Below are 22520 nucleotides of genomic sequence, written 5' to 3'. Positions count from 1 at the left end.
AGCCGCCGCGTCTACATCCGCATCCGCCATTTGGATGCGGCTTGGAGCCCGCCACCTCGAGCGGATCAGACGGGTCTTAGCCCGCTCTGCCTCGTCCGTCTCCACGCAAGTTATCGCCTCAGGAGTTCCATGAGCCTTCTTGTTTCGGCGGCCCTCGCTCTCCTGTTCGTCTACCTGGTGTGGAACTGGATCCGGTACTCTGCAAAGCAGACCATCAATCCACGAGATCTCTGTGTGATCGACGGTGACACCGTGTGGATCATCGCGCCGGAACGATCCGTCTCAGAAAAGATCCGCTTGCAGAACGTGGATGCGCCTGAACTCCGGCGCCCGCGGTCCCGTAAAGAGCTCACCAGGGCTGTTGCCGCGACCGAGTTCCTCCGGGAGACGATCGACCGGGCCCGTTTTGCCACCATCCGCAGGAAGAGTAAGGATCGATACGGGAGAACCCTCGCCCGTATCGCAATCGACGGCTCTGACCTGGGCCGCCTCCTTGTCCGCGCTGGTCATGCCAAACGCTGGACCTGACCCGTTCCTTACGCCGATGCCGCAGCGGGGCGACGGCCCGCCTTCTTTGCAGGTTTCTTCCGCTGGGCGCCAAGACCCATGGTCTTCGCCATCTCAGAACGTTGCTGAGAATAGTTCGGCGCGACCATCGGATAGTCGTGAGGCAGACCCCATTTGACGCGGTATCCGTCCGGCGTCAGGCCCAGTCCCCTCAGGTGCCGCTTCAGGGTGCGATACTGGCGGCCATCCTCCAGGCTGATCAGGTAGTCCGGCGTGATCGTCTTCTTGATCGGCATCCGAGGCTGCAGAGGCTCTGCAATCTTGATCTCCTCAGGCCCGCCTTGGATCTTGACGAACGCCTTGTGCACGTTCTCGATCAAGGACGGAATGTCCTGCCGGACCAGGGAATTGTGCGCCACGTAGGCCGTCACGACATGTGCCGTCATCTGAATAAGATCGTTGCTCGTCGGTGTGGTGGCGACTTCAGGGGTGTTCATAGAGTAGCTCGCTTCTGGTTCTGAGCAGTCCGGAGGTTATAGGACCGGTGGTTCAGACAGGACCACCTTCAAAGGGGGCTCCGGCTGGAGCAAAAGGCTATTGGGATCTTCCATTAGCGTTTGTGTTCTATCCGGGATCTGCTGTGTTCTTGGACTTGCGGTCAACGGACCAGTTTGGCACCTAAAATTGCGGGGCAGTTAAACCCCGTAAGGCGTTTATCTTCCAATGGGCTCTATTCCAAGCCCGCCGGGCTGATTTTTTCAGGGGCGGCTCTGGAAGAATTGATCTGGAAGAGCAAGGCGATTGGGGGGCCAGTGGCGTTGGTGTTCTAATCGGGATCTGCTCTGTTTTTGGATTGGCGGTCAACGGACCTGTTTCAGGGCGAAAAATGGCGACTAATCTAAACCCCGAACGATATCTATCGGAAACTCACGTGTGTGCGCCTACTCAGATGAGATCACCGTCCATGGCGATAAGGATCATGGCGTGGGAGACTCAAGGTGATGTCTCAAATACGCTCTTGGAACAAGGGCTCGGACAATTCGCTCAGGACTGCTCAATCAAGGCTTGAGTAAAGTCAATCTCCTCCCGCAAGGCTTGCAGAAAAACATTCACGAAATCCTCTAAGGGAGGAGAACGGGCAGCGCGCGGCGGGTAGACGACTGAGAGCGTATACTTAATGGTTGGGCGAAACGCTCGAACCACTGTCGTCTCGGGGTCAGCAAGGGCTGCCGCCAGGGGATCTACAACTGCGATGCCGAGCCCCCGGTTGACATAGGCCGTGACAGTTGAGGAAAACAGACTTTCAACCCGCACCCGAGGCTCTGAGCCTGCAAGTTGCAGCAGTGCGTTCAGTTCGAGCCGCATCAGGCTGCTTGGGCCCAAGGCTACGAAATCCTGCCGATGAAGGTCTTCCGGATGAATGACCTTCTTACCCGCTAATGGATGACAACGGGGCAGAAGGCAGACAACTTCTGATGACGGAACGTCTTCATGATCAAGCTGGTCATGGCCTGGAGGAATAGCAACGAAGCCCACATCGACACTGCCATTCAAAACCAGATCGATAATATCGATTGATGCACCACTATGGACCGAGATGACCATGTTTGGGTAACTGCTTGCGAACCGCGCGACTGCCTTCGGAGTACAGGACACTGAAAGAGCCAAAATGGCCGCCACGCGTATCTGTCCTGCATTGTATTGCCGAATTGCCAGAGCCGCTTCGCGAATGCGTTCTGTGCTTACAAAATGCCGCTCGACCTCGCGATAAAGCTCTCGTGCTTCCCGTGTTGGCGTAATACGAGTTTTGTCTCGGCGAAACAGGGTCAGCTTGAGCTCAAGCTCGAGATCTCTGATGAGACGCGTGATGGCCGGCTGCGATATTGACAGGAGACGCCCTCCTCCTGTCATCGTTCCAGTCAGCATCACGGCCCGGAAGGCCTCGAGTTGGCGGACATTAAGGGGACGTTGAGTTTGACTCATTCGCTACTATGTGATGGGAGCCCAGCGGGAGGCAATAGACACGTTTACGTACCCGCTGGGTTTGGAAATCAATCCACTGATCAGACCACGTCCAGCCTATGCTCCTAGTTTGTGATGCTGATGCCGAGTCTCTTAACGAGATCGGTATAAAGAGCCTCCTCCCGTTCCAGCATTGCTTCGGCCTCGGCAGGCGAGTTGGCCACGACAGTTGCGCCCATCGTCTCGAACTTGGCCTTCACGTCATCAGATCGTAGGATGGCACCTATCTCAGCGTTCAATCGATCAACAATGGCTTTTGGAGTACCTTTAGGAGCCAGGACCATCCCCCAGGAGTTCGCGGCAAACCCTTTCAAACCCGCTTCTTCAACGGTCGGCACGTTGGGGTATTGCGACGAACGGTCAGGCCCGCCAGCGGCGATCATTTTGATCTGCTTGCTATCAACGTGACCGCGGACAGCAGGAAGGGTGTCAAAGCCCATCTGCACGACCCCACTCATGAGATCCGGCATCGAGTCGCCGCTGCCCTTATAGGGAACATGGATCATTTCGATCCCTGCCGCGTCCGCGAACCAAGCCCCGAACAGATGCGAATTACTGCCCGGGCCGGCCGATTTGTACGCGAGCTCCCCGGGGTGCTTTTTCGCGTAATCGATGAACTCTTGAACGGTGCTCACAGGCAACTTTGGGCTGATCACCATTGCCATTTGAGTCAGAGCCGTGGTTGTAATCGGCGTAAAGTCCTTGACAGGATCGTAGGGCAATTGCGGTACGATTGCACGCGACAGGGCATGTGAAGCAACGACAACTCCGATCGTGTATCCATTCGGCTCCGCCTTCGCCAGCGCATCAATCCCGATGATACCATTGGCTCCAGCCCGGTTTTCTACCGTTACAGGCTTGCCGATGCTAGTTGCAAGCTTTTCACTAATAAGCCTTGCAGTGATATCTCCCTGCCCTCCAGGTGAATAGGGGACGATAATGCGAATGGCGCGGCTCGGGTAGCTATCCACCGCCAGGGCCGGGACGGCAAGTAACGCGCTAGCGACCGCCAGCACAGATAAGGATCTATTCAGAAGACTCCTCATAGCGCCTGCTCCTTCATTTTACCGTGAGAAAGACCCCGATCCGGCGCGGCAAGATTCAGGCGCAGCATATCCCGGAGCAGCTGGACAATCGACATCGAGCTTTCGCCCGCGGTTCCATCGACGATAAAGCGGGAGGTACAATAGCGCATCTCCCACCCACCCGCGTCGAGACAGGCTTCAAGAATCTTGCGCTCCATCTCAGGTGTCTGGAGAACATCCTGGTCTTTTAGATAAAAGGCCACCATCGCGGCGATTCCGTAGGCGCCCCAGTTGGATACGGAGGCTGGCAAAAAGTAATCGGTATCAATCACCGTGATGACACCGGTGCCGCCGGGATACTGACATTCACGCCCATACGGGTGGAAGTCCCGCATAAAGTTATAGATGCGACCAAAGCCAATTTCATTTCCATTGTCGCCGATTCCAATGGTCAGAATGCCATGTTTCTTAGCCTCGATGAAAACGTGACCAAGATCAACGCAGTCCTTCGGGACCCCTGTCGAACCGTGGACAATGCCCTGGTCATTTGGCCCAAGGCGTTCGATCGAGATGACCGCGGCAGGCTTATACTCAGCGATAATATCCTTTGCCCAGTCAGGCGCCCTATCCCGCGCTTCGGGTGCTGTGATGAGAGCGCCTCCCATGCGGCGATTTTTAGCGAGTTCGAATTCTCGCACCATGACGGCGGCCGCCTTTGCGGAGGCAATGACCGGAGGAGCGTGGCAGGCCTCAGTGACAAACACTGGAACGGCTTTCAGGCCCCAATAGATGGCCCTGGCCAAGGATGCGGCTCCGGGCGGGCCATCACTCTCGCCATTCGGCACTTCAGGCGCATAGCCTGCACCGGTCACGATGAAGACGACATCCCCGGGTTTGACAGTCTTCACGAGCGCCTCCGCCGCGCGAGCACTGATCGGACGACCACCACCTTCGGCTCGCGCGGCATCGTAGATCTGCTTAACGATGCCGTAGTTCATTCCACGATTTCTCATTTCGACAGTCACAAGCCTGTCGACGTATTCGCCCATAATGTCTGGCATACTAAGAGCCTCAGATTGGATGGTTGGGATTGGCGACGGACATTGTTCAGTCACGACGCAATGCAGTTACGAAGGTAAAGTCTCAATTCGCCTCAGCGAAAGCTTCCTTTCTCTTGCTGCGTGCCATCGGCGAAATAATGGTCACAAGCAGGATTGCTGTCAGAGCCAGCATGGCTGCGGAGAGCGGCCGGGTGAGGAAGACGGTAGCGTCACCTCGCGCAAGCAGCATGGACCGGCGGAGGTACTCTTCCATCATTGGGCCCAAGATGAACCCTAATAAGAGCGGGGCGGGCTCGCATCTCAGCCTGTTCATCACGTAGCCGATGAGACCAAACGCGGCTCCCATCTGGATAGCCGAGACATCATTATCGATGGAGTAAAGCCCAATTACTGAGAAGATCAGGATTGCTGGATAAAGGTAAGAGTAGGGGATCCGCAGGAACCGAATCCAGATGCCGATCAACGGTAGGTTTATCACGACCAGCATCAGATTGCCGATCCACATCGATGCGACGAGGCCCCAAAACAATTGCGGATTGCGCGTCATGACCTCGGGACCGGGCACAATGTTATGGATCATCATGGCCCCGATCATCATCGCCATGACGCCGTTACTTGGGATGCCGAGGGTCAGCATTGGAATGAAGGAGGACTGCGCTCCTGCATTGTTAGCCGCTTCTGGCGCCGCCACACCTGCTGGAGCGCCCTTGCCAAAGGCCTCTGGTGTTTTTGAGATCTTCTTTTCGATCATGTAGGATGCGAATGATGAGAGTGTCGCACCACCGCCCGGTAAGAGACCTAGAATAGATCCCAACGCCGTTCCGCGCAGAACCGCGGGCCAAGATTCACGAAATTCCTGCTTGTTTGGCCAAAGGCTGGCTACTTTGTTGGTGACCAGTCGGCGCTCCTCACTCCCTCGTGCATTGACCATGATATCGCTGAACGCGAACAGACCCATTGCCAGAGCCGCGAACTCAAAACCGTCAACCAGGTCCAGGGATCCAAAGGTGAAGCGCGGAACGCCACTGCTGACGTCCGTGCCGACACAGCCGAAGAGAAGCCCTAACAAGATCATGCCGATTGCTTTTAGGAGGCCACCGGATGCCAGAACGACCGCAGCAACCAATCCAAGGACCATGAGGGAGAAGTACTCTGGCGGGCCGAACGATAAGGCGAACTGAGCAAGATGAGGGGAAAACGCTGCGATCAGCAATGTTCCGACTGTGCCGGCAAAAAAGGATCCGAGAGCCGCAATTGCAAGAGCTGCGCCCGCGCGACCCTTGAGAGCCATCTTATGGCCGTCGATGCAAGTCACAACGGATCCAGACTCTCCGGGAAGGTTCACGAGGATTGCTGTGGTCGACCCACCATATTGAGCGCCGTAATATATGCCGGACAGCATAATCAGGGCTGATATCGGCTCAAGGGCATAGGTGAGTGGGAGGAGCATGGCGATCGTTGCCAGGGGGCCCAGGCCTGGCAGGACACCAATTGCCGTTCCGAGCGTGACGCCGATGAAGCAAAAGAGACTATTCTGCAGGCTAAGAGCGGCCTCAAAGCCAGCGGTAAGGTTTGCAAACATCGTCATTGTAGAGCTTCCGGCAGGAGCGACAGTTGAATGCCGAGACCAACGACAAACACCAGATAGGCGAAGGCGGTGAGGAAGGCGGCCATGAGCAGGGTCGGCAGCAAGCGAGCTGATCCGGATGCTAGACTGCTGAGAATGACAGCCCCCGGGATTGCCACGATGATCCCAAGCCCCTTTACAGTGAGCCCGGCAAATACGAGGGCTCCGACAATGCTGCTGATGCTTCTCACATCGATCTGCAGGGCCGCTTCACCACCGGAAAAAACAGCTCTGATGATCTGGGCTGCCCCAACGACGACAAGAAGGATGGAGACAATCACCGGAAATGCGCCGGGTCCGAGCTGGAAGGAGGACCCAATGCGGTAGTTCATGGAGTATATTGCTGCAATAACTCCGATGAATAAGAATAAACAGCCACATAGCAAGTCAGAGGATTTAGCAGATGTCAGTAATAATCTTGCTTTATTCATGCAGACTTCCTTCCGTGGGTTAACTCTTGGGTTTCTTATCTTATTGAGACAGTCGGCCATGTCGCCCTTAGTCTGCTTCAAGGTTCGGCAGTCAGGGGTATATCGTCAAATACAAAAGTGGCATAAACTTATGACTTGGTGTTATGGGGAGTGCCTGTTTTTGAGGCAGCCCTCTCATGTTTTCTTCGCTCCCTCTGCGGTTTATGGGCTTTTCAGGCCAGGGCGGCCCGTGCTGAGGGCGAAACGGCCGTTATGGACACACCTGCTCCACAACTTGCGGCTCGTTTGCATGTGCAGTTTTTCCGCAGGAACTACGGCCTGTTATGACTTGAACCCTTTTGCGCTTGGAGGCGTTTTGCTCATCCTTTTTGAGGAGGAGCCATGCTGACGGACGCACAATGGGCGATGCTGGAGCCGCTGGTGGAGCAGTGTCGTCCGAACGGCAAGACGCCGCCGCAGGATCTGCGTCGGACGGTCGAGGCGATCCTCTGGCGGCATGAGAACGGCGCCAAGTGGCGCGCTGTGCCGTCAGACCTGGGCCCCTGGTGGCGTGCCGCTCAGACCTTCATCCGCTGGGCGCGTCTGGGTGTCTGGGAGCGCCTGCTCAGCCTGGTGCAGGAGCGCGGGATCCAACTCGGCATGACCTTCCTCGACGGTACCAGCGTGCGGGCGCACCAGAAGGCGGCAGGAGCGCGCCGAAAAGGGGCTCTCAAGCTCAACGAGACGATCGTGAAGCACTTGGCCGCTCTCGTGGCGGCTATGGCACCAAGGCTTGCGTGATCGCCGACGGTCTCGGACGCGCCATCGCGTTTCGGCTCGCGCCGGGCCAAGCGCACGAGTTGCCTGACGCCATTCCGCTTCTCAACAGCCTGCCGACGTGCCGGGCTGGGTCGTGGCGGATCGCGGCTACTCCAGTCATAGCTTCCGCGAACACATCTGGAGCCTCGGTACGAAGCCGGCGATCCCGGCCAAGTCCAATGAGGCGCTGGCCGCCTGTCCGGACTGGATCTACACCAATCGCAATGTCGTCGAGCGGCTCTGGGCCAGATTGAAAGAGTGGCGAGCCGTCGCAACACGCTATGAAAAGACCGCCCGATCCTTCATGGGCGTGCTCTGCCTCGCCGCCACTCTCGACTGGATCAAGCGCTAACAGGCCGTAGCACTCATGACCCTACCGGGCAAAGGCCGCCAAGATCCGTGCCCACGAGCGAATGCCATGATGGAAACTCGACAGATCGTACTTCTCGTTGGGTGAATGAACACGATTGTCGAAGCGGGCGAAACCAACCATGAGTGCATCCATGCCGAGCAGGCGCTTGAAGTCGCCCACGATCGGAATGGAGCCGCCCGTACCAGCCAATGTGGCTTCACGGCCCCATTCCGCCGTCAGGGCGTCCAGGGCCGGCCTGAGCCAGGGGCCATCCAGCGGCAGGCTAAGTGCCGGACTGGCGCCATGGTCCCTGAAGGTGACGGTGCAATCAGCTGGCATGTATGAGCGCACATGATCCCGGAAAGCCTCACGGATCTTCGTGGGGTTCTGCCCGCTCACCAAGCGGAACGACACCTTCGCCGACGCTTTCGACGGGATGACCGTTTTGAAGCCTTCGCCAATGTAGCCGCCAACGATGCCGTTGATCTCACAGGTCGGGCGCGCCCAAATCTGCTCCAGTACACCGCGCCCCTTCTCGCCTGCCGGGATGCTCAGGCCTACCTGGTTGAGGAAGCTGGCTTCATCAAAAGGCAGACGGGCCCATTGCTCCTTCACTGCCTTGGGCAGTTCCGATACGTCATCGTAGAACCCTTGCAAGGTGATGCGTCCGTCCGCATCGCGCAGTGTCGCAAGAATTTCGGTCAGAAGATGGATTGGGTTGCGTGCCGCGGCCCCGAACATCCCGGAATGAAGATCCCGGTCGGCGCAGGTGATCTCCACCTCCTCCCCGACTAAACCCCGCAGCATGGTGGTGATGGCAGGCGTTTCATCGTCCCACATATCAGTGTCGCAGACGAGGGCAACATCGGCGGAGAGTTCGTCGCTGTTCGCCTCCAAGAAAGGCTTGAGACTTGGACTGCCGGACTCCTCCTCCCCTTCGAAAAGGATAGAGACACGGATGGGCAACTCGCCGGATACCGTCTTCCAGGCACGGCAAGCTTCCAGGAACGTCATCAATGCGCCCTTGTCATCTGAGGCACCCCGCGCAACAATCCAGGTGTCTCCATTCGGCGCAGCCACCAGAGTAGGCTCGAAAGGCGGTGTGTTCCATAGTTCCACGGGATCGACAGGCTGTACGTCATAGTGCCCGTAGAACAGCACATGTGGCCCTTTGGCTGCCTGGGTCTGGTGGCCAACCACCATCGGGTGACCTGGCGTGGCGCGGGTTGCCGCGACAAAGCCCAACTCTCGCAGTTGCACCGTTAGCCACTCCGCGGCTCGGCGGCAATCCTCTTTGTAGGCGGGATCCGTTGAAATACTCGGAATGCGGATGAACTCAAAGAGACGCTCCAGGCTCTTGTCCAGATCAGCATCGATATGGTCAAGAACGGCAGAGAGATGATCAGCCATGGAAGGTTCCTCTTTGTGGCATGCAATCTCGGGCCTGAGCGAGAACTGTTCTGGAACCATCTTCTCGTCCACAGGTAGGGTGCCAGTACCGGTAACAACCTCTAAATAGAATCGTCAAGCTTGTTTAAGTTGTGTTGTAAGAACGCGACACATCTGCTGTTTCTACACCTTTGATTTGGAGGTGATACCCGGATCACGTCGGCTGTGTCGCAAATCTGGAACGGATGCGGGAGAATCGTTGGGGTATCGGGGATGTCACATTAACGGCTAATACTACGCTGTACTCGTCAACGAAAAATTCCGCGGTGAGGAAAATCAATGACTTGGGCTGTGCAGAATGAGACCTTGTCGACCAGCTCAATGGCTATACTCGGTTAATGTGACATCCCCCATTCGCTCGCTCAGCTTCGAAGGAAGGCTCCCGAACCACTTCATCCAACCGCCTTGGATCTGAAGCAGCAAACCTGCAAAGGGCAGCTTTGGGTCATCCCGGGTCCTTTGGCGAGGTTCTGCGAAGGTCCCGATACCGCTCCATTGCGGAAACAAGGCTAAGGTCGGCCCAGTGCTAGAAGCAGCCCTTCGCACTTTTTCAAGAGTACACTTGGATCAAGGCATCCGGGCGCGGGAAGCCGAGAGCGGGTCGTATGCCCGATGCCACGGATGACAGCGGCATTGGGTCTGGTTAGGAGGTCGGCGTTCGTTGTCATCGTATCAGCCTCTTGCTCGGTCTCATCGGATCGACCTACGTTCCACTCGTGGTGAAATGCCCAATCCAAGCGTCCGTCGCGTTCAATCGCCGACCATCAGGCACAGGATGGTGAAGAGCACCTGCGCCGCCACGTGAGCCGTGTTTGTCGTAGCGTCATACTGTGGTGCGACCTCGACCACGTCGCCGCCGACGAAGTTGATCCCCTTCAGGCCTCGCAGGAGTTCCAGCACCTCGCGCGGTGTGAGGCCACCCACCTCGGGAGTGCCCGTCCCGGGTGCGAAGCCGGGATCGACGCTGTCGATGTCGAAGGACAGATAGGTGGGACCGTCGCCGACAACGGCACGGGTCCTCTCGATTAGAGCCTCAATCCCGATCCTCGGCACTTCCTCGGCATGGATGACCGTCATGCCGCTTTCATAGGAGAATTCCCAGAGGTACTCCGCTCCGCCGCGGATGCCGATCTGGATGGTGCGCTCGGGATCAAGCACTCCGTCCAGGACTGCTAGGCGGAAAGGGCCCCCGTGCTGGAACTTGGCGCCTTCATAGGGACCTGCGGTATCGCAATGGGCATCGATGTGGATCATTCCAACGGGCTGTCTCTCGCCCACGGCCTTCAAGATGGATGAGCTGATCGAATGATCGCCACCGACCGACAGCGGCCGCACCCCGGCCTCCACCAGCCGCTTGTAGAAGGCCTCGATGTCGGCATGGCAGAGGGCGAGGTCGTAGCGGCTCTGCATTGGCACATCGCCGATGTCCGCGATCCTTGCCTTGGAGAAGGGTGCGCACCTGAGGACATGATCATATGGGCCGACCCGCTCAATGGTCCGCACCGCACGTGGTCCGAAGCGGCTTCCATTGCGATTCGTCACGCCCAAGTCCATCGGGACGCCGACGAGCGCGACGTCGAGGCCGCCGAAGTCGGGCAGGTCCTGGGCATCCGCGCGGTAGGGCGCATCGAGTAGCGTGGGAATCCCTGCGAAGGGCCACTTGCGCCTGTCGGACCCCATGAACTGGGCTTGGGCCACGGATGCAAAGAGCGGATTGAAGATGTCCCCGCCCGAGGCATTGGCATACTTCTCGCGAAGGGCTTGCAGCTTTCTGGAATCAACCATGGCTTCAGCTCGTCCTCTGTTCAGATGGGGGTGATCGGGTTAGGCCTTCCGGTTCCAGCGGCGACGGGAAACGGCGGCAACGGCATCCGGCTGCCCGTGGAAGAGATCGGCCAGCCTGTCCCGGTGGCGGACGCGATTCTCGAACCTCTTCTGGTCCATGCTGGCTTTCTCCGGCACGTCGAATGTCTATCGGAAAAGCGGCGGGCGTGGTCGATCGGAAAGCAGGGCATGGTTGAGTGCCCGAACATCCTCTTGGCCCCACAGCCCGAGCACGCCGTCGATCAGGCGCTCGGTGCGTTTCCCGTCGAGAGCCATCCCCGAGAGGCTTCTGATCTTCGCAAGGAATGCGTCATCGGGGACTGGGTTCGCCGGCGATCCGAGTGCCTTCGGCACCCGCGCCTCGTCCGTTCGCCCATCCCGTGTCACGATCCGTACGAAAGGCTCCTCGTTGGCGGCGATTGTGGGGTCGACGATCAGGGAAACCCGCTCCATCACCGTCCGAAGCCGTGGACTGTCTCGCTCCTCGGCAGCATAGGCCGATAGACCCGCTTGTCCGAGGGCGAGCCTTGCCGCGAGAGCATAGGGCAGGCTCATCTGTGCGAAGGGCAGCGTCTGAACGTCCCGCCCACCGCACATATTGGAGAGAAACGGGCTGAGCCGGACCTCGATCCGCTCTACATCATGCTCGGCCGAACCGCTCCGATCGAGAAGCAGGCCCAATGCATCGATCGATGAGTGGGTCCCGCGGCAGGATGCGTAAGGTTTCAGGGAGACACGCTCCAGGCGCCAGCTCTCACCGAGCCCTAGTGTCAACACGTCCGGGCGGGCAGTTTTGGGCGCGAAGGTTGTCAGGAAGCCGCCCCATACATCCTCGAAGACCGCAGACGGGCCACTGACGCCAGCGCGCGCCAGGAGTGCCGCGAGGACGCCGCCTTCCGAGGCCCGGCCGGCGTGAATGCGCTTGGTCTGGCTGCCATCGTGGATGAAGGCCCACAATCCTCCGCTGAAACTCGCGGCATGGCCGAGTGCATGGGCAACCTGTGTCGCATCGAGCCGAAGGATGCGCGCAGCGGTGACAGCCGCACCGAAGGTTCCGCAGGTCGCCGTGGAATGCCACCCTGCCTCATTGTGTGGCTCGTACCCACCACAGGCTTCGAGAACGCGGCGCCCAACATCATAGCCGAGGACGACCGCGAGAAGGAACTCCTCGCCGCTGACCGGATGCTCCGCCAGCGCGGCGGCTGCCAGCGCGGCGGGCAGCACGACGGCTCCCGAATGGTCACATCCACCCGTATCATCGAGTTCGAAGGCATGACACGCAATGGCATTGACGAGGGTAGCGGAGCGAACGGAGAGACCTTCGCTCGTTCCCCAGACCGGCACTCCGCCTCGCTGCTCAGTTGCCAGGATCAGGTCGAGAGTGGACTGGGCTTCCTGCGACGCAGCCCCTGCGACACCGCAAGCGAGCGTATCAAGGGCATGGCGTGCTGCCTTGACGCGAGTCGGCTCAGGCAGATCCATCGGCGTGGCAGAGGTGACGAACTGGGCGAGCGCGGTCGTGCGCGATGCCGGGGCATGCGTGCTCATATGCAATGAATCCTGTCGAAATGACCATCGAAGCCGCGCTCCGAACATGCACCGCCGGCGTCAGATACGGCCGGCGGTGCGTTGGGAGGTTACTGCGTTTTGCCGGCCTCGCCGTTGATCATGACCTTCTCGACCTTGGCGGAAGACAGTTCCCACTTCTTGAGCACTTCCGCATAGGTGCCGTCCTTGATCATCTCACCGAAGGCTTTGGCGACTGCGTCACGGAGCTGCGTATCCTTCTTGGCGAAGGCCATACCCTGATAGACCGAGGTGAAAGGCTCACCGATGATGGCGTAGGTGTTCGGCTCCAGGTTCAACAGGTACGGCAGGGTCTCAGACCCCTGGACCGCGGCATCGAGACGCTTCTGTCGAAGCTGTGTTCGCGCATCCGCGGAACCTTCCGTGCCGACGATCTTCAGGGGCGGCTTGCCGGCACCTTCGCATGCCGTCTTGCTCCAGGTTTCCATTTCGTTCGGGAACGACGTGCGACGGCTTGCGCCGACGGTCTTGCCACACAGGTCGGTCAGGGTCTTGTATTGATCCTTGCGGTCGTTCGTCGTGTAGAACTGCGCGCCGGACTCCAGGTAGTCGACGAAGTCGAGCGTATCCCGGCGGCCTGGAAGATCGCTCATGCCTGAAAGGATCATGTCGGCGCGGCCGGTCGTCAGGGCGCTGACCATCTGCTCGAAACTGATCTCCTCCCACTTGATCTCAATGCCGAGCTTCTTCGCGAGCGCGTTGCCGAGGTCGATGTCCAGGCCGGTGAGCGTTCCCGTCTTCGGGTCCTTGAACTCGAGAGGCGGATAGTTCGGCACGTTCGCGACCACCAGTGTCTTCTTGGTAGCAATTCGCTCGGGCAATTGCTGCGCCATCGCCACACCGCCGGCAACCAGCAGAGTGGCAAGTGAGCAGAGGATTGTCATCGTTTTCATGTTCGGGTTCCTTCCCTGGTTAGCTTTGCTCTCATTTATGCACGGCCGAGATGAACTCGCGGGTGCGTGCCTGTTGCGGGCTCGCGAGGACGGAGCGCGAGTCCCCGATCTCGACGAGTTGCCCTTGATCCATGAAGGCCGTGCGGTGGCTGACCTCGCGGGCAAATCCCAGTTCGTGGGTCACAACGATCATCGTCATCCCAGAGTGCGCCAAGTCTCGCATCACGTTCAGGACCTCGCCGACGAGCTCGGGGTCCAGCGCCGAGGTAGGCTCATCGAAGAGCAGGAGCTGAGGGCGCATGGCAAGGGCACGGGCAATCGCGACGCGCTGCTGCTGCCCGCCCGAGAGATGGACGGGATAGATATCGCGCTTGTCGATCAGGCCCACGCGTTCCAGCAATGCGTGGGCGCGCTCCTTCGCCTCGGCTTTGTTTTCCCTCAGCACCTGTACAGGACCCTCGATGATGTTCTCGGTCACGGTGAGGTGCGGAAACAGGTTAAAACGCTGGAAAACCATCCCGATGGTGCGTCTCTGCCGTGCGACCTGTGCGTCATCGAGTTCGTGAAGGTTGTCGCCCTCACGCCGGAAGCCGACGAGCTCGCCGCCGACCCAGATCGCACCACCGTCGATGCGTTCGAGCTGGTTGATGCAGCGCAGGAAGGTGCTCTTGCCAGACCCGGAAGGGCCGATGATGCACAGCACCTCACCTTTCGGCACAGTGACGTTGATGCCTTTCAGGACCTCGAGAGAGCCGAATTGCTTGCGGACATCGGCGGCGACCACGAGCGGAGCATTGGCGGAAAGATTCTGCATATCCATATCCTGCTGCTCCTTATTTCGTGTTTCCGGCCCCAGCCACGCCCTTCGAGAAGTACTTCTCGATACGGCCCTGAATCAGGCTGAGGATGGTAACCACGACGAGGTACCAGATCGCGGCAACGATCAGGAGCTCGATGACCCGCGAATTGGCGTAGTAGATGTTCTGCGCACTATGGAGGATCTCCGCGTACTGAATGACGCTGGCCAGGGATGTCAGCTTGACCATGCCGATGAACTCGTTGCCGACCGGCGGCACGATAACCCGCATCGCCTGGGGCATAACGATCCGGCGCAGCGTCTGAAGCCGCGTCATGCCGATTGTCTGCGCCGCCTCATATTGCCCACGGTCAACCGACAGCAGTCCGGCGCGTACAACCTCGGCGGTAAAGGCGCCCTGTTGGATGCCAAGACCGAGGAGGGCCGCGACGAAGGGGGTCATCACGTCCACGGTGTTGACCGAGAAAAGGCCAGGGATCCCGATGGTCGGAAAGACCAGGGCAAGGTTAAACCACAACAGCAATTGCAGCAGGGCTGGAATGGCGCGGAAGAGCCAGACGTAGCCCAGCGCCGTCATGGAGAGGACCGGGTTGTCCGACAGGCGCATGATCGCGAAGACGATTCCAAGCACAATGCCGACCACCATGGCGAGGATCGCCATGACGATGGTGTTCACGAGACCTTTCATGATCACCGGGACGGTCAGGAACTCTGCGACGTAATTCCACTCGATCTGACCAACGGCGAAAGCATGAATGACGACAGCAAGCACCGTCAGGACGAGCACGGCGGCAATCATGCGTCCGTAATGGCGTTTCGGGACGAGCGTAAGGTGACTGATTTGATAGACCGTATCGGTCATGGGTTGGTTCCTCCTCCGCGGCCTTTTACGCGTGTTTCTCTTTAACCGTCACGACGATCTTGCCGACATGCCGTCCAGATTCCATGTACCGGTGCGCCACGGCCATCTCGGCAAAAGGGAAGATCCTATCGACCGTCGGCAGGATACGCCCACTCTCCACGTGCGGCCACAGATCCCGCCTGACGCCCTCCACGATCCGAGCCTTGGCTCCCAGGGGACGGTCCCGGAGGGACGTCGTGAAGAGTGAGCCACGCTTGGCCATCATGCGGCCGAGGGGGATCTGAGCGTCACGCCCACTCTGGAGGCCGATGATCGCAATCCGTCCATCTGGGGCAAGTGCGTCGATATTTCGGGAGAGATAGGCGGCGCCCATGTTGTCCAGAATGACGTCGGCGCCGTGCTGGGCTGTTTCGTCTCTGATGATCGTGACGAAGTCCTCGTCGCGATAGGAGATGGCCCGCTCGGCTCCTAGATCAATGCAACGTTGCATCTTGTCGCCGCCGCCGGCGGTGGCGAAGACCCGCGCTCCTATGGCCCGACTGGCCTGAATGGCGAAGGTGCCAATCCCTCCGGCGCCGCCATGAACGAGAACGACTTCCCCGGCCGCGAGTCCGGAAATGTCGATGATGTTGGACCACACCGTACAAGCGGCCTCGGGCAGCGCAGCCGCTGCGATGATGTCGACATTATGTGGCCGCCTAAGGAGTTGGGTGGCGGGAACCGCCACCCTCTCGGCATAGGCTCCTCCGGAAACCAATGCGCAGACCTCATCCCCGACGTTCCAGCCTTGCACGTTCTGGCCAATCGCGTGGATCGTCCCGGAGCACTCGATGCCGAGGATGCCGGGTAGGCTCGCCGGTGTGCCGTAGGTTCCCTTCCGCTGCAAGAGATCGGCGAAGTTCAGCGCAGTCGCGTGAACGTCGATGACAACCTCGCCGGATGATGGATGCGGGTCGGGAACCTCAGCTGAGACCAAGGCCTCCGGCCCCCCGGTGTGGGGCAGAATGACAGCGCGCATGTTCGTCTCCGAAGTTGGATCGGCTCAGTTACCGGCGTCGATTGTCACTTCGGTCACGGCCTGACGTTCGAGGCCGAACTTCTGCAACGCCTGTTGGTAGCTGCCATTCTTGATCGTAGCCCTCAGGGCCGTCGCGACCGCATCCCGCAAGGCAGTGTCCTTCTTATCGAAGGCAAAGCCGAAGAGCGTCTTGATCAGAGGCTCGCCTGCCAGGGCATAGGTGTTGGGTTCGTCGGCCATCAGATAGGCAACGTACTCGGGGCCGAGCACCGCCGCATCGAGGCGGCCTTGCTTTAGATCGAGCCTTGTAGCCGTAGCACCAGCCGTGCCATTGATGGTCGCGGCGGGCTTGCCGGCAGCGACGCAATTCTTCTCGCTCCACGCCTGCGCGACCGGGAAGTAGTTCGTGGTACGTGGCGCACCCACGGTTTTTCCGCAAAGGTCGATCTCAGATTTGATTGCATCCTGCTTCGCGACCGTCGTGAAGGGCTGCGCTCCCGTGACGAGATAATCGACGAAAGTCAGCTTCTCACGCCGCGGCGGGAGATCGCTGATCGCGGTGCCGATCATGTCGATGCGGCCGGTGGTGAGGGACGTCATGAGCTGTTCGAAGCTCATCTCCTCCCATTTGACTGAGACCCCGAGTTCCTTCGCGATACTCTCGACGAGGTCGACATTGACACCGACCCGCTGGTTGGTTTTCGGATCCTTGTACGCCATCGGCGGATAGGTGGCCTCGATGCCGACCACGAGGGCCTTGGCAGCCTTGATCTTCTCCGGCAGGGCCCCGTCCTGCGCCATTGCCGCGACCGGCAGCAGCGCGACAACAGCCGTCGCGACCACAGCGTTGTAGAGAGTCCCGATAAGCGTATTACGTGTATTCATTGTTTCAAGGTTCCCATTGGTTAGATCTGGGCCACGGTTCCGTCCGCAGCTCGTTGGTTTTGTCTAAGAGAGCTTGGAGCCGGGCACTTCCCCTCGCCGGCCCTCGGCTCAAGCCTTTGCCCAGTCACGCTGGCGCGAGACATTCTCCTTCAGTCGTTCAATCTGCTCGGCCACGCGTGCCGGTGCGGTTCCGCCATATCCTGCTCGTGCGGCGACGGCTGCTTCGGGCGTCAGATGACCGAGCATCTCTTCGCCGAGCCGCGAATCCACAGCGCCGAGGTCGGCAGGCGTAAGGTCGGAGAGCTCAAGACCGTTTTCCTCGCAGTAACGGACCAGTGCACCCGTGATCTCATGTGCCTCGCTGAAGGGCATGCCGTTGCGGGCAAGCCAGTCGGCCACCTCCGTTGCCAGCGTGAAGCCTTCGGTCGATTGCGCCTTGAGACGAGCGGCATCGATCTGCATCGTCTCGATCATGCCCGCCATGGCGGGCAGGACTAATCCCAGGGTATCGATGGCCTCGAAAGCAGCCCACTTGTCCTCGGAGAGGTCGCGATTGTAGGCGAAGGGCAGTCCCTTCAGTGCCGTTAGGATGGCGTTGAGACCGCTGATCAGGCGTGCTGCGCGGCCACGGGTGAGCTCGGCAATGTCCGCATTCTTCTTCTGCGGCATGATCGATGAGCCGGTGGCATAGCCGTCGTCGAGCACCACCCAGCGGAACTGGCGTGACGACCAGAGGAACACCTCTTCCGCCAGACGCGAGAGATTGACCCCGATCATCGCGCAGACGAACAGGAATTCCGCGACATGGTCGCGGCTGCCGACCGCGTCTATGGAATTCTCGCAGGGTGCATCGTAGCCAAGCTCCCTCGCCGACAGCTCAGGATGGAGCGCAATCGCGGAGCCTGCCAGCGCGGCGGCACCCAAGGGTGAACGGGAGGAGCGGCGATGCCAATCCTGGAGGCGTTCGATGTCGCGCGAGAAGCCTTGCGCGTGGGCAAGGAGCTGATGCGCGAAGGTGACCGGCTGGGCCGGCTGGAGGTGCGTGAAGCCCGGCGCGAGCGTAGTCTGATGTTCGCTCGCCTGTGCAATCAGGGCGTCCTGAAGCGAAAGGAGGTCGCTAGTGATCTGCTTCGCAACTCCCCGCAGGTGGAGCTTGAGATCGTTTGCCGCCTGATCGTTGCGCGAGCGGCCGGCACGAAGCTTGCCGCCCATGGCACCGAGGCGTTCGACGAGCACACGCTCGAGGAATGTATGGACATCCTCATCAGCGTGGGATGGCGCGACCGTTCCCGCGGCAAAATCGTTGCCGATGGCCGTCAGCGTCTCGCTGATCTTGTCGCCTTCGTCCTGGGTGAGAATTCCGGCACGGACCAGTTCGCTCGCATGAGCGATGGAGGAGCGCAGATCTTCGGGAACAAGCCGGAAGTAATTCTGCGGGGCGCGTGAGAGGCGCATCAGTGCCGGTGATGGCGGCGTCCGGAAGCGCGCTCCCCAAAGTCTGACGGTTTCTGTCATTGGCTATCCTCCAAGTTGCGAGGATGCTTGCACCCGTTTCCAATATGGACAATTGAATTGATTTCCGAGAGGCTAGTCGGAAATGGAATAGTGTCGTTGTTGCATTCGGGGCCGGAGTCCAATGCCTAGAACTCACCTACCCAGCACGATCGGATTGCGGGTCGTGGCGGCGCTCGCCCAACACGGAACCGCGTCGGCGGCCTCCGAGGCGCTTCATCTGACCCAAAGTGCCGTGAGCAAGCAGCTCAAAAGCATCGAGACATTGGTGGGGACACCTCTTTTTGAACGAACCAGCCAGGGTCTGACGCCCACAGAGGCCGGGGTGATCTACATCGAACAGGCGCGAATTGCCCTTGGCGCCCTGGAGACGGCGGCGGTCCGTGTAGCCGCCCTGCATCGGGCCCAGCCCGCGATCCTTGTGCACGTGCTCCCCATCATCGGCGATCGCTGGTTCATTCCTCGGTTCTCGCGCTTTGCCGAGTTGCATCCGGAGATCGAGGTCGAGTTCACGACTTATGCGGCAGCCGACACCGTGGAAGAGGCGGATGCGGTCTTTCGCTTCGGCGAAGGCAATTGGCCAGGCTGGAGAGCCGACTATCTCCTAGGTCGGGACGTCATCTTGGTTGGGGCACCCCACCTCATCGACCGAGCGGGCGGGATCAATTGCGTCCAGGATATCCGCCGTTTCCCTGTGCTGGAACATCGGCAGACACCCTTGCGCTGGAACGACTTCGCGGAAGCCTCCAACCTCCACGATTTCGCGCCGATCCGCATTACGCGATTTGCCTATTATTCCCTCGTTATCCGTGCGGCGATCGGCGGGCAAGGCCTTGCCCTGGTGCCGCGCAGCCTCATCCCTGACGAGATGGAAAGCGGTCAGTTGGTCAATCCGCTCGGTCTCGGGTTCCAGAGTCGGAATTGCTACTGGCTGACGACGCAGGCAACCAAGCCCGTCAGTGGCGGCCTAGCAACCTTGTGCGAATGGCTTCTTCACGAGGCGCGGCAAACGGAGCCCATGGAAGGCACCAACACACGGGCAGTCGGCTCTTGAAGACTTATCGAGCAGCGCTCTCGCATGCCTCGAAATGATCGGCGATCTCGCGGCCCGTCGTCCACCACACGTCGTCGTAACGCCGGACATATTGCAGGAATTCCTCGAGAATCCTGTAGCGCATAGGACGACCGGATACTTGCGGGTGCATGATCATGGTGGCAACACCGCTCCATTCTCGCGTTTGGTCGAACTCATCACGCCAGATCGACAGCACTTCCTCACGACCGAACAGCGCACGCGGACTCATGCGGTGCGTGATGCCGAAATTCCAGTCGTCGAAACTGTAGTTCACAGGGATCTCGATGGGACCGGGACCCGTCGGCAGGACATGACGATAGGGCCGGATATCGTCGCGCCAGGAGCTCGAATAGCGAATGCCGCGATCCCGCAGCAGCGCGAGGAGTTCTGTGAAGCTCTCGCCGGACGGCGCGCGGTAGCCGATGGGTTTCACGCCAAGGACGCGCTTGAGCGCATCGAAGCCGCGATCCACTTCTTCCACCATCGTGGCAAGATTACCCGGCTCGGGCCGCAGGTGCCAGTAGCCGTGGTGACCGATCTCATGGCCGGCCTTGAGAATGGCCTCGCAGGCTACCGGATGCGCCTCGGCGGTCCATCCGGTGATGAAGAAAGTCGCCTTGACCTCGTATCGGGCCAGGAGCTCCAGCAGTTTCGGAATGCCGACACGCGCCTCGTAACCCCCATAGGACATAGTGACGAGGCGGTCCGCATTGCGGCGGTCCATGCCAAGCCAGACGGACTCGGCGTCGACATCGAAGCCAGGAAACAGGGCGCACCTCTTGCCGTCTGGCCACGGGAATTCAGGAGCCGGGGGAGCCGGATTGGCTGGGCGTGGTGTGGGGTCAGTCGACATGGCAATCTCCGCAAGCGCCTGATGCTGTCAGCTCGATCGGATTTGGCAATTGAATAGTTTTCCATCCCGCTAGTCGCAGATGGAATAGGCCGCTCTCAGGAGGTCTTTCATTCGGCGGCCAGAGCACCCAACACCTCTGTCGGCATGGTATAGTGCACCTTGTGTTTCACGACACCTCCGAGCCCATCGTAGAGTCGCTGCGCCGAGACATTGCCGTGATCCGTCGTGAAGTCCATCCGTCCGATCTCGTTCCTGACCGCAAAGGCTGCAAGGAAGCGGATGATGCGGGTACCGATCCCGAGTCCTCGGGCTTCCTCAACCACAAAGAGGTCCTTCAGGTACAGCAGACCCCGCAGGTCACGACCGGGCCGCAGGATCGCCACGCATGCGAGGCCGACATTCTGCCCTCTTGCATCCCGCGCGAGCACGAAACGCGTGCCTTCATGGCTGGTAATCGTCTCTTCCATAATACGGCGATAATCGGCCTCGGGTCGGAGTTCCTCGCCCGGACGGTAATGACGATCCATGTCCCGCACCAGCGATGCCACGGCAGCGGCGTCGTCAATGTTCGCAAACCGGATCTCGTCAACCATTGGTTCGCCTCAGTCAAGAACTCAAACTATGTTAATCAGCTATCTGACGACTGCAAAGGGTGTCAGATGATCTCCCATGTCAACACCGCCCCGCTTTCGATGGACAATGAACAGTCGCCGATGTGATCCTCCAACAGTGCGGGCCAACCGGTCAATGGCAGAGGTCGTTACCGCCACCGGTGCTTGGTTCAACCGCAGGAGCGGAGTGACCGGCTCTGCGGAATCTCTGGCAAATCCCGGGTTACCTGTCACGCTCAGGCACTGAGGGCGGCCAACTTGCCCGAACTTGCAGCCCGCAACAGCATGCCGAATAAATCGCGGGGCTCGTCTGGATCGGCCAGGAGATCGAGCTCCTGATAAAGGCCTGTCGCCTTGAGCTGGTCGCGCACGTAGCGCAGGGCCGAGAAGTCCTCAATCGCAAACCCGACGGAATCGAATAGCGTGATCTGCCGCTCACCCGTGCGGCCTGCGACCTTCCCGGCGATCACCTGCCACAGCTCCGTCACGGGATGATCTGCGGCGAGCTGCTGGATCTCGCCCTCGACCCTGGTTTGCTCGGGAAACTCGACGAAGATGTCCGACCTCAGGAGGATGCCCCGGTGCAGTTCCGTCTTGCCGGGACAGTCTCCCCCCACTGCGTTGATGTGGACGCCGGCTCCGACCATGTTGTCGCTCAAGATGGTCGCAGTCTGCTTGTCCGCGGTGGCGGTGGTAACGATGTGCGCGCCCTCGACCGCCTGCTGGGCAGTGGCGCAGATAGTGACATCGAAGCCCAGGCCGGCAAGGTTCCTGGCGCACCTGCGGCTAGCCGACGGGTCGATGTCGTAGAGACGGAGCCTGCGGATATTGAGGATGGCCTTGAAGGCGAGCGCCTGGAACTCAGACTGAGCTCCGTTCCCGATGACGGCCATGGTATCCGCCCCTTCCGGAGCGAGGTACTTGGCGGCCACCGCCGACATGGCTGCCGTACGCAACGCCGTCAGGATCGTCATCTCGGTCAGTAGCGTTGGATATCCGTTGCCGACATCGGCCAGGACACCGAAGGCCGTAACCGTCTGCCGGCCATCACGCGTGTTCTTGGGATGGCCGTTGACGTACTTGAAGCCGTAGAGCTGCCCGTCACTCGTAGGCATCAACTCGATCACACCATCCATGCTGTGGGAAGCCACGCGTGGTGTCTTGTCGAAGAGTTCCCAGCGGCGGAAGTCCTCCTCGATATAGGCTGCAAGATCGGTGAGGAAGCGCTCCACGCCGATCGTGTTCACGAGCCTCATCATATGATCGACGCTGACGAAAGGAACGATGTTGAGCTTGCTGTCCATGGTCCTT

At 59.7% G+C, this 22520-nt stretch carries 20 protein-coding genes and 1 pseudogene; 3 read left to right on the top strand and 18 right to left on the bottom strand.

The features are described from left to right. The first annotated feature begins 129 nt into the window (after positions 1 to 129). The gene (locus U0023_RS31380; protein ID WP_009490364.1) at positions 130 to 528 is read left to right on the top strand and encodes a thermonuclease family protein; all 399 of its coding nucleotides are present in this window, start codon (positions 130 to 132) and stop codon (positions 526 to 528) included. An 8-nt stretch (positions 529 to 536) separates the two neighbouring features. Here the strand turns inward: U0023_RS31380 and U0023_RS31375 are convergent, their stop codons facing one another. The 6 genes from U0023_RS31375 to U0023_RS31350 form a co-directional block, all read right to left on the bottom strand. Next, the gene (locus U0023_RS31375; protein ID WP_009490365.1) at positions 537 to 1004 is read right to left on the bottom strand and encodes a MucR family transcriptional regulator; all 468 of its coding nucleotides are present in this window, start codon (positions 1002 to 1004) and stop codon (positions 537 to 539) included. A 547-nt stretch (positions 1005 to 1551) separates the two neighbouring features. Continuing rightward, complete coding sequence (locus U0023_RS31370; RefSeq protein ID WP_083861332.1) at positions 1552 to 2490, bottom strand: LysR family transcriptional regulator; 939 nt, start codon at positions 2488 to 2490, stop codon at positions 1552 to 1554. Positions 2491 to 2594: 104 nt separating this feature from the next. Further along, complete coding sequence (locus tag U0023_RS31365; RefSeq protein ID WP_009490367.1) at positions 2595 to 3575, bottom strand: Bug family tripartite tricarboxylate transporter substrate binding protein; 981 nt, start codon at positions 3573 to 3575, stop codon at positions 2595 to 2597. Continuing rightward, complete coding sequence (locus U0023_RS31360) at positions 3572 to 4552, bottom strand: glutamate cyclase domain-containing protein (RefSeq protein ID WP_245272889.1); 981 nt, start codon at positions 4550 to 4552, stop codon at positions 3572 to 3574. Before U0023_RS31360 ends, U0023_RS31365 begins: the two co-directional genes overlap by 4 nt. Positions 4553 to 4697: 145 nt before the next feature. Next, on the bottom strand, positions 4698 to 6203 hold the full coding sequence (locus U0023_RS31355; protein WP_009490369.1) for a tripartite tricarboxylate transporter permease: 1506 nt from the start codon (positions 6201 to 6203) through the stop codon (positions 4698 to 4700). Further along, positions 6200 to 6673, bottom strand: coding sequence for a tripartite tricarboxylate transporter TctB family protein (locus U0023_RS31350; RefSeq protein ID WP_052600468.1), 474 nt, complete (start codon positions 6671 to 6673; stop codon positions 6200 to 6202). The genes U0023_RS31355 and U0023_RS31350 overlap by 4 nt, the downstream gene beginning before the upstream one ends. 381 nt (positions 6674 to 7054) lie before the next feature. On the opposite strand from U0023_RS31350, the pseudogene U0023_RS31345 reads away from it, so the two are divergent. Then, positions 7055 to 7823: pseudogene (locus U0023_RS31345) on the top strand (IS5 family transposase). Positions 7824 to 7844: 21 nt separating this feature from the next. On the opposite strand, the gene U0023_RS31340 reads toward U0023_RS31345, so the two are convergent. From U0023_RS31340 to argH, 9 genes are all read right to left on the bottom strand, one after another. After that, complete coding sequence (locus U0023_RS31340; RefSeq protein WP_009490373.1) at positions 7845 to 9233, bottom strand: dipeptidase; 1389 nt, start codon at positions 9231 to 9233, stop codon at positions 7845 to 7847. 789 nt (positions 9234 to 10022) lie between these two features. After that, complete coding sequence (speB, locus tag U0023_RS31335) at positions 10023 to 11057, bottom strand: agmatinase (RefSeq protein ID WP_009490374.1); 1035 nt, start codon at positions 11055 to 11057, stop codon at positions 10023 to 10025. A 186-nt stretch (positions 11058 to 11243) separates the two neighbouring features. Beyond that, positions 11244 to 12644 carry an MmgE/PrpD family protein gene (locus U0023_RS31330; RefSeq protein ID WP_009490376.1) on the bottom strand — a complete coding sequence of 467 codons (1401 nt, stop codon included), beginning with the start codon at positions 12642 to 12644 and terminating at the stop codon, positions 11244 to 11246. Positions 12645 to 12733: 89 nt separating this feature from the next. After that, positions 12734 to 13576 carry an ABC transporter substrate-binding protein gene (locus tag U0023_RS31325; RefSeq protein WP_009490377.1) on the bottom strand — a complete coding sequence of 281 codons (843 nt, stop codon included), beginning with the start codon at positions 13574 to 13576 and terminating at the stop codon, positions 12734 to 12736. Between the two features lie 31 nt (positions 13577 to 13607). After that, entirely contained in the window at positions 13608 to 14396 is a 789-nt protein-coding gene (locus U0023_RS31320) for an amino acid ABC transporter ATP-binding protein (protein WP_009490378.1), read from the bottom strand. Between the two features lie 13 nt (positions 14397 to 14409). Further along, on the bottom strand, positions 14410 to 15255 hold the full coding sequence (locus U0023_RS31315) for an amino acid ABC transporter permease (protein ID WP_009490379.1): 846 nt from the start codon (positions 15253 to 15255) through the stop codon (positions 14410 to 14412). Between the two features lie 25 nt (positions 15256 to 15280). Then, entirely contained in the window at positions 15281 to 16273 is a 993-nt protein-coding gene (locus U0023_RS31310; RefSeq protein ID WP_009490380.1) for an NAD(P)H-quinone oxidoreductase, read from the bottom strand. 24 nt (positions 16274 to 16297) lie between these two features. Continuing rightward, a complete protein-coding gene (locus tag U0023_RS31305) occupies positions 16298 to 17158 on the bottom strand; it encodes an ABC transporter substrate-binding protein (RefSeq protein ID WP_009490381.1) in 861 nt (286 codons plus the stop codon). A gap of 108 nt (positions 17159 to 17266) precedes the next feature. Continuing rightward, a complete protein-coding gene (gene argH / locus U0023_RS31300) occupies positions 17267 to 18673 on the bottom strand; it encodes an argininosuccinate lyase (RefSeq protein ID WP_009490382.1) in 1407 nt (468 codons plus the stop codon). A 121-nt stretch (positions 18674 to 18794) separates the two neighbouring features. On the opposite strand from argH, the gene U0023_RS31295 reads away from it, so the two are divergent. Next, positions 18795 to 19724: a LysR substrate-binding domain-containing protein gene (locus tag U0023_RS31295; protein ID WP_009490383.1), complete on the top strand. Its 930-nt coding sequence runs from the start codon at positions 18795 to 18797 to the stop codon at positions 19722 to 19724. A 4-nt stretch (positions 19725 to 19728) separates the two neighbouring features. On the opposite strand, the gene U0023_RS31290 is transcribed toward U0023_RS31295, so the two are convergent. The 3 genes from U0023_RS31290 to U0023_RS31280 all read right to left on the bottom strand — a co-directional run bounded on the left by U0023_RS31290 (position 19729) and on the right by U0023_RS31280 (position 22513). After that, positions 19729 to 20598: a polysaccharide deacetylase family protein gene (locus tag U0023_RS31290; protein ID WP_009490384.1), complete on the bottom strand. Its 870-nt coding sequence runs from the start codon at positions 20596 to 20598 to the stop codon at positions 19729 to 19731. 107 nt (positions 20599 to 20705) lie between these two features. Further along, on the bottom strand, positions 20706 to 21191 hold the full coding sequence (locus U0023_RS31285; protein WP_009490385.1) for a GNAT family N-acetyltransferase: 486 nt from the start codon (positions 21189 to 21191) through the stop codon (positions 20706 to 20708). A 254-nt stretch (positions 21192 to 21445) separates the two neighbouring features. Beyond that, a complete protein-coding gene (locus tag U0023_RS31280) occupies positions 21446 to 22513 on the bottom strand; it encodes an ornithine cyclodeaminase (protein ID WP_009490386.1) in 1068 nt (355 codons plus the stop codon). Positions 22514 to 22520: the final 7 nt, after the last annotated feature.

The organism is Microvirga lotononidis, from assembly GCF_034627025.1.
GTDB lineage: Bacteria > Pseudomonadota > Alphaproteobacteria > Rhizobiales > Beijerinckiaceae > Microvirga > Microvirga lotononidis.
Note: the sequence above shows the minus strand (reverse complement) of the source record. Positions and strands in the feature narration are given on the sequence as shown.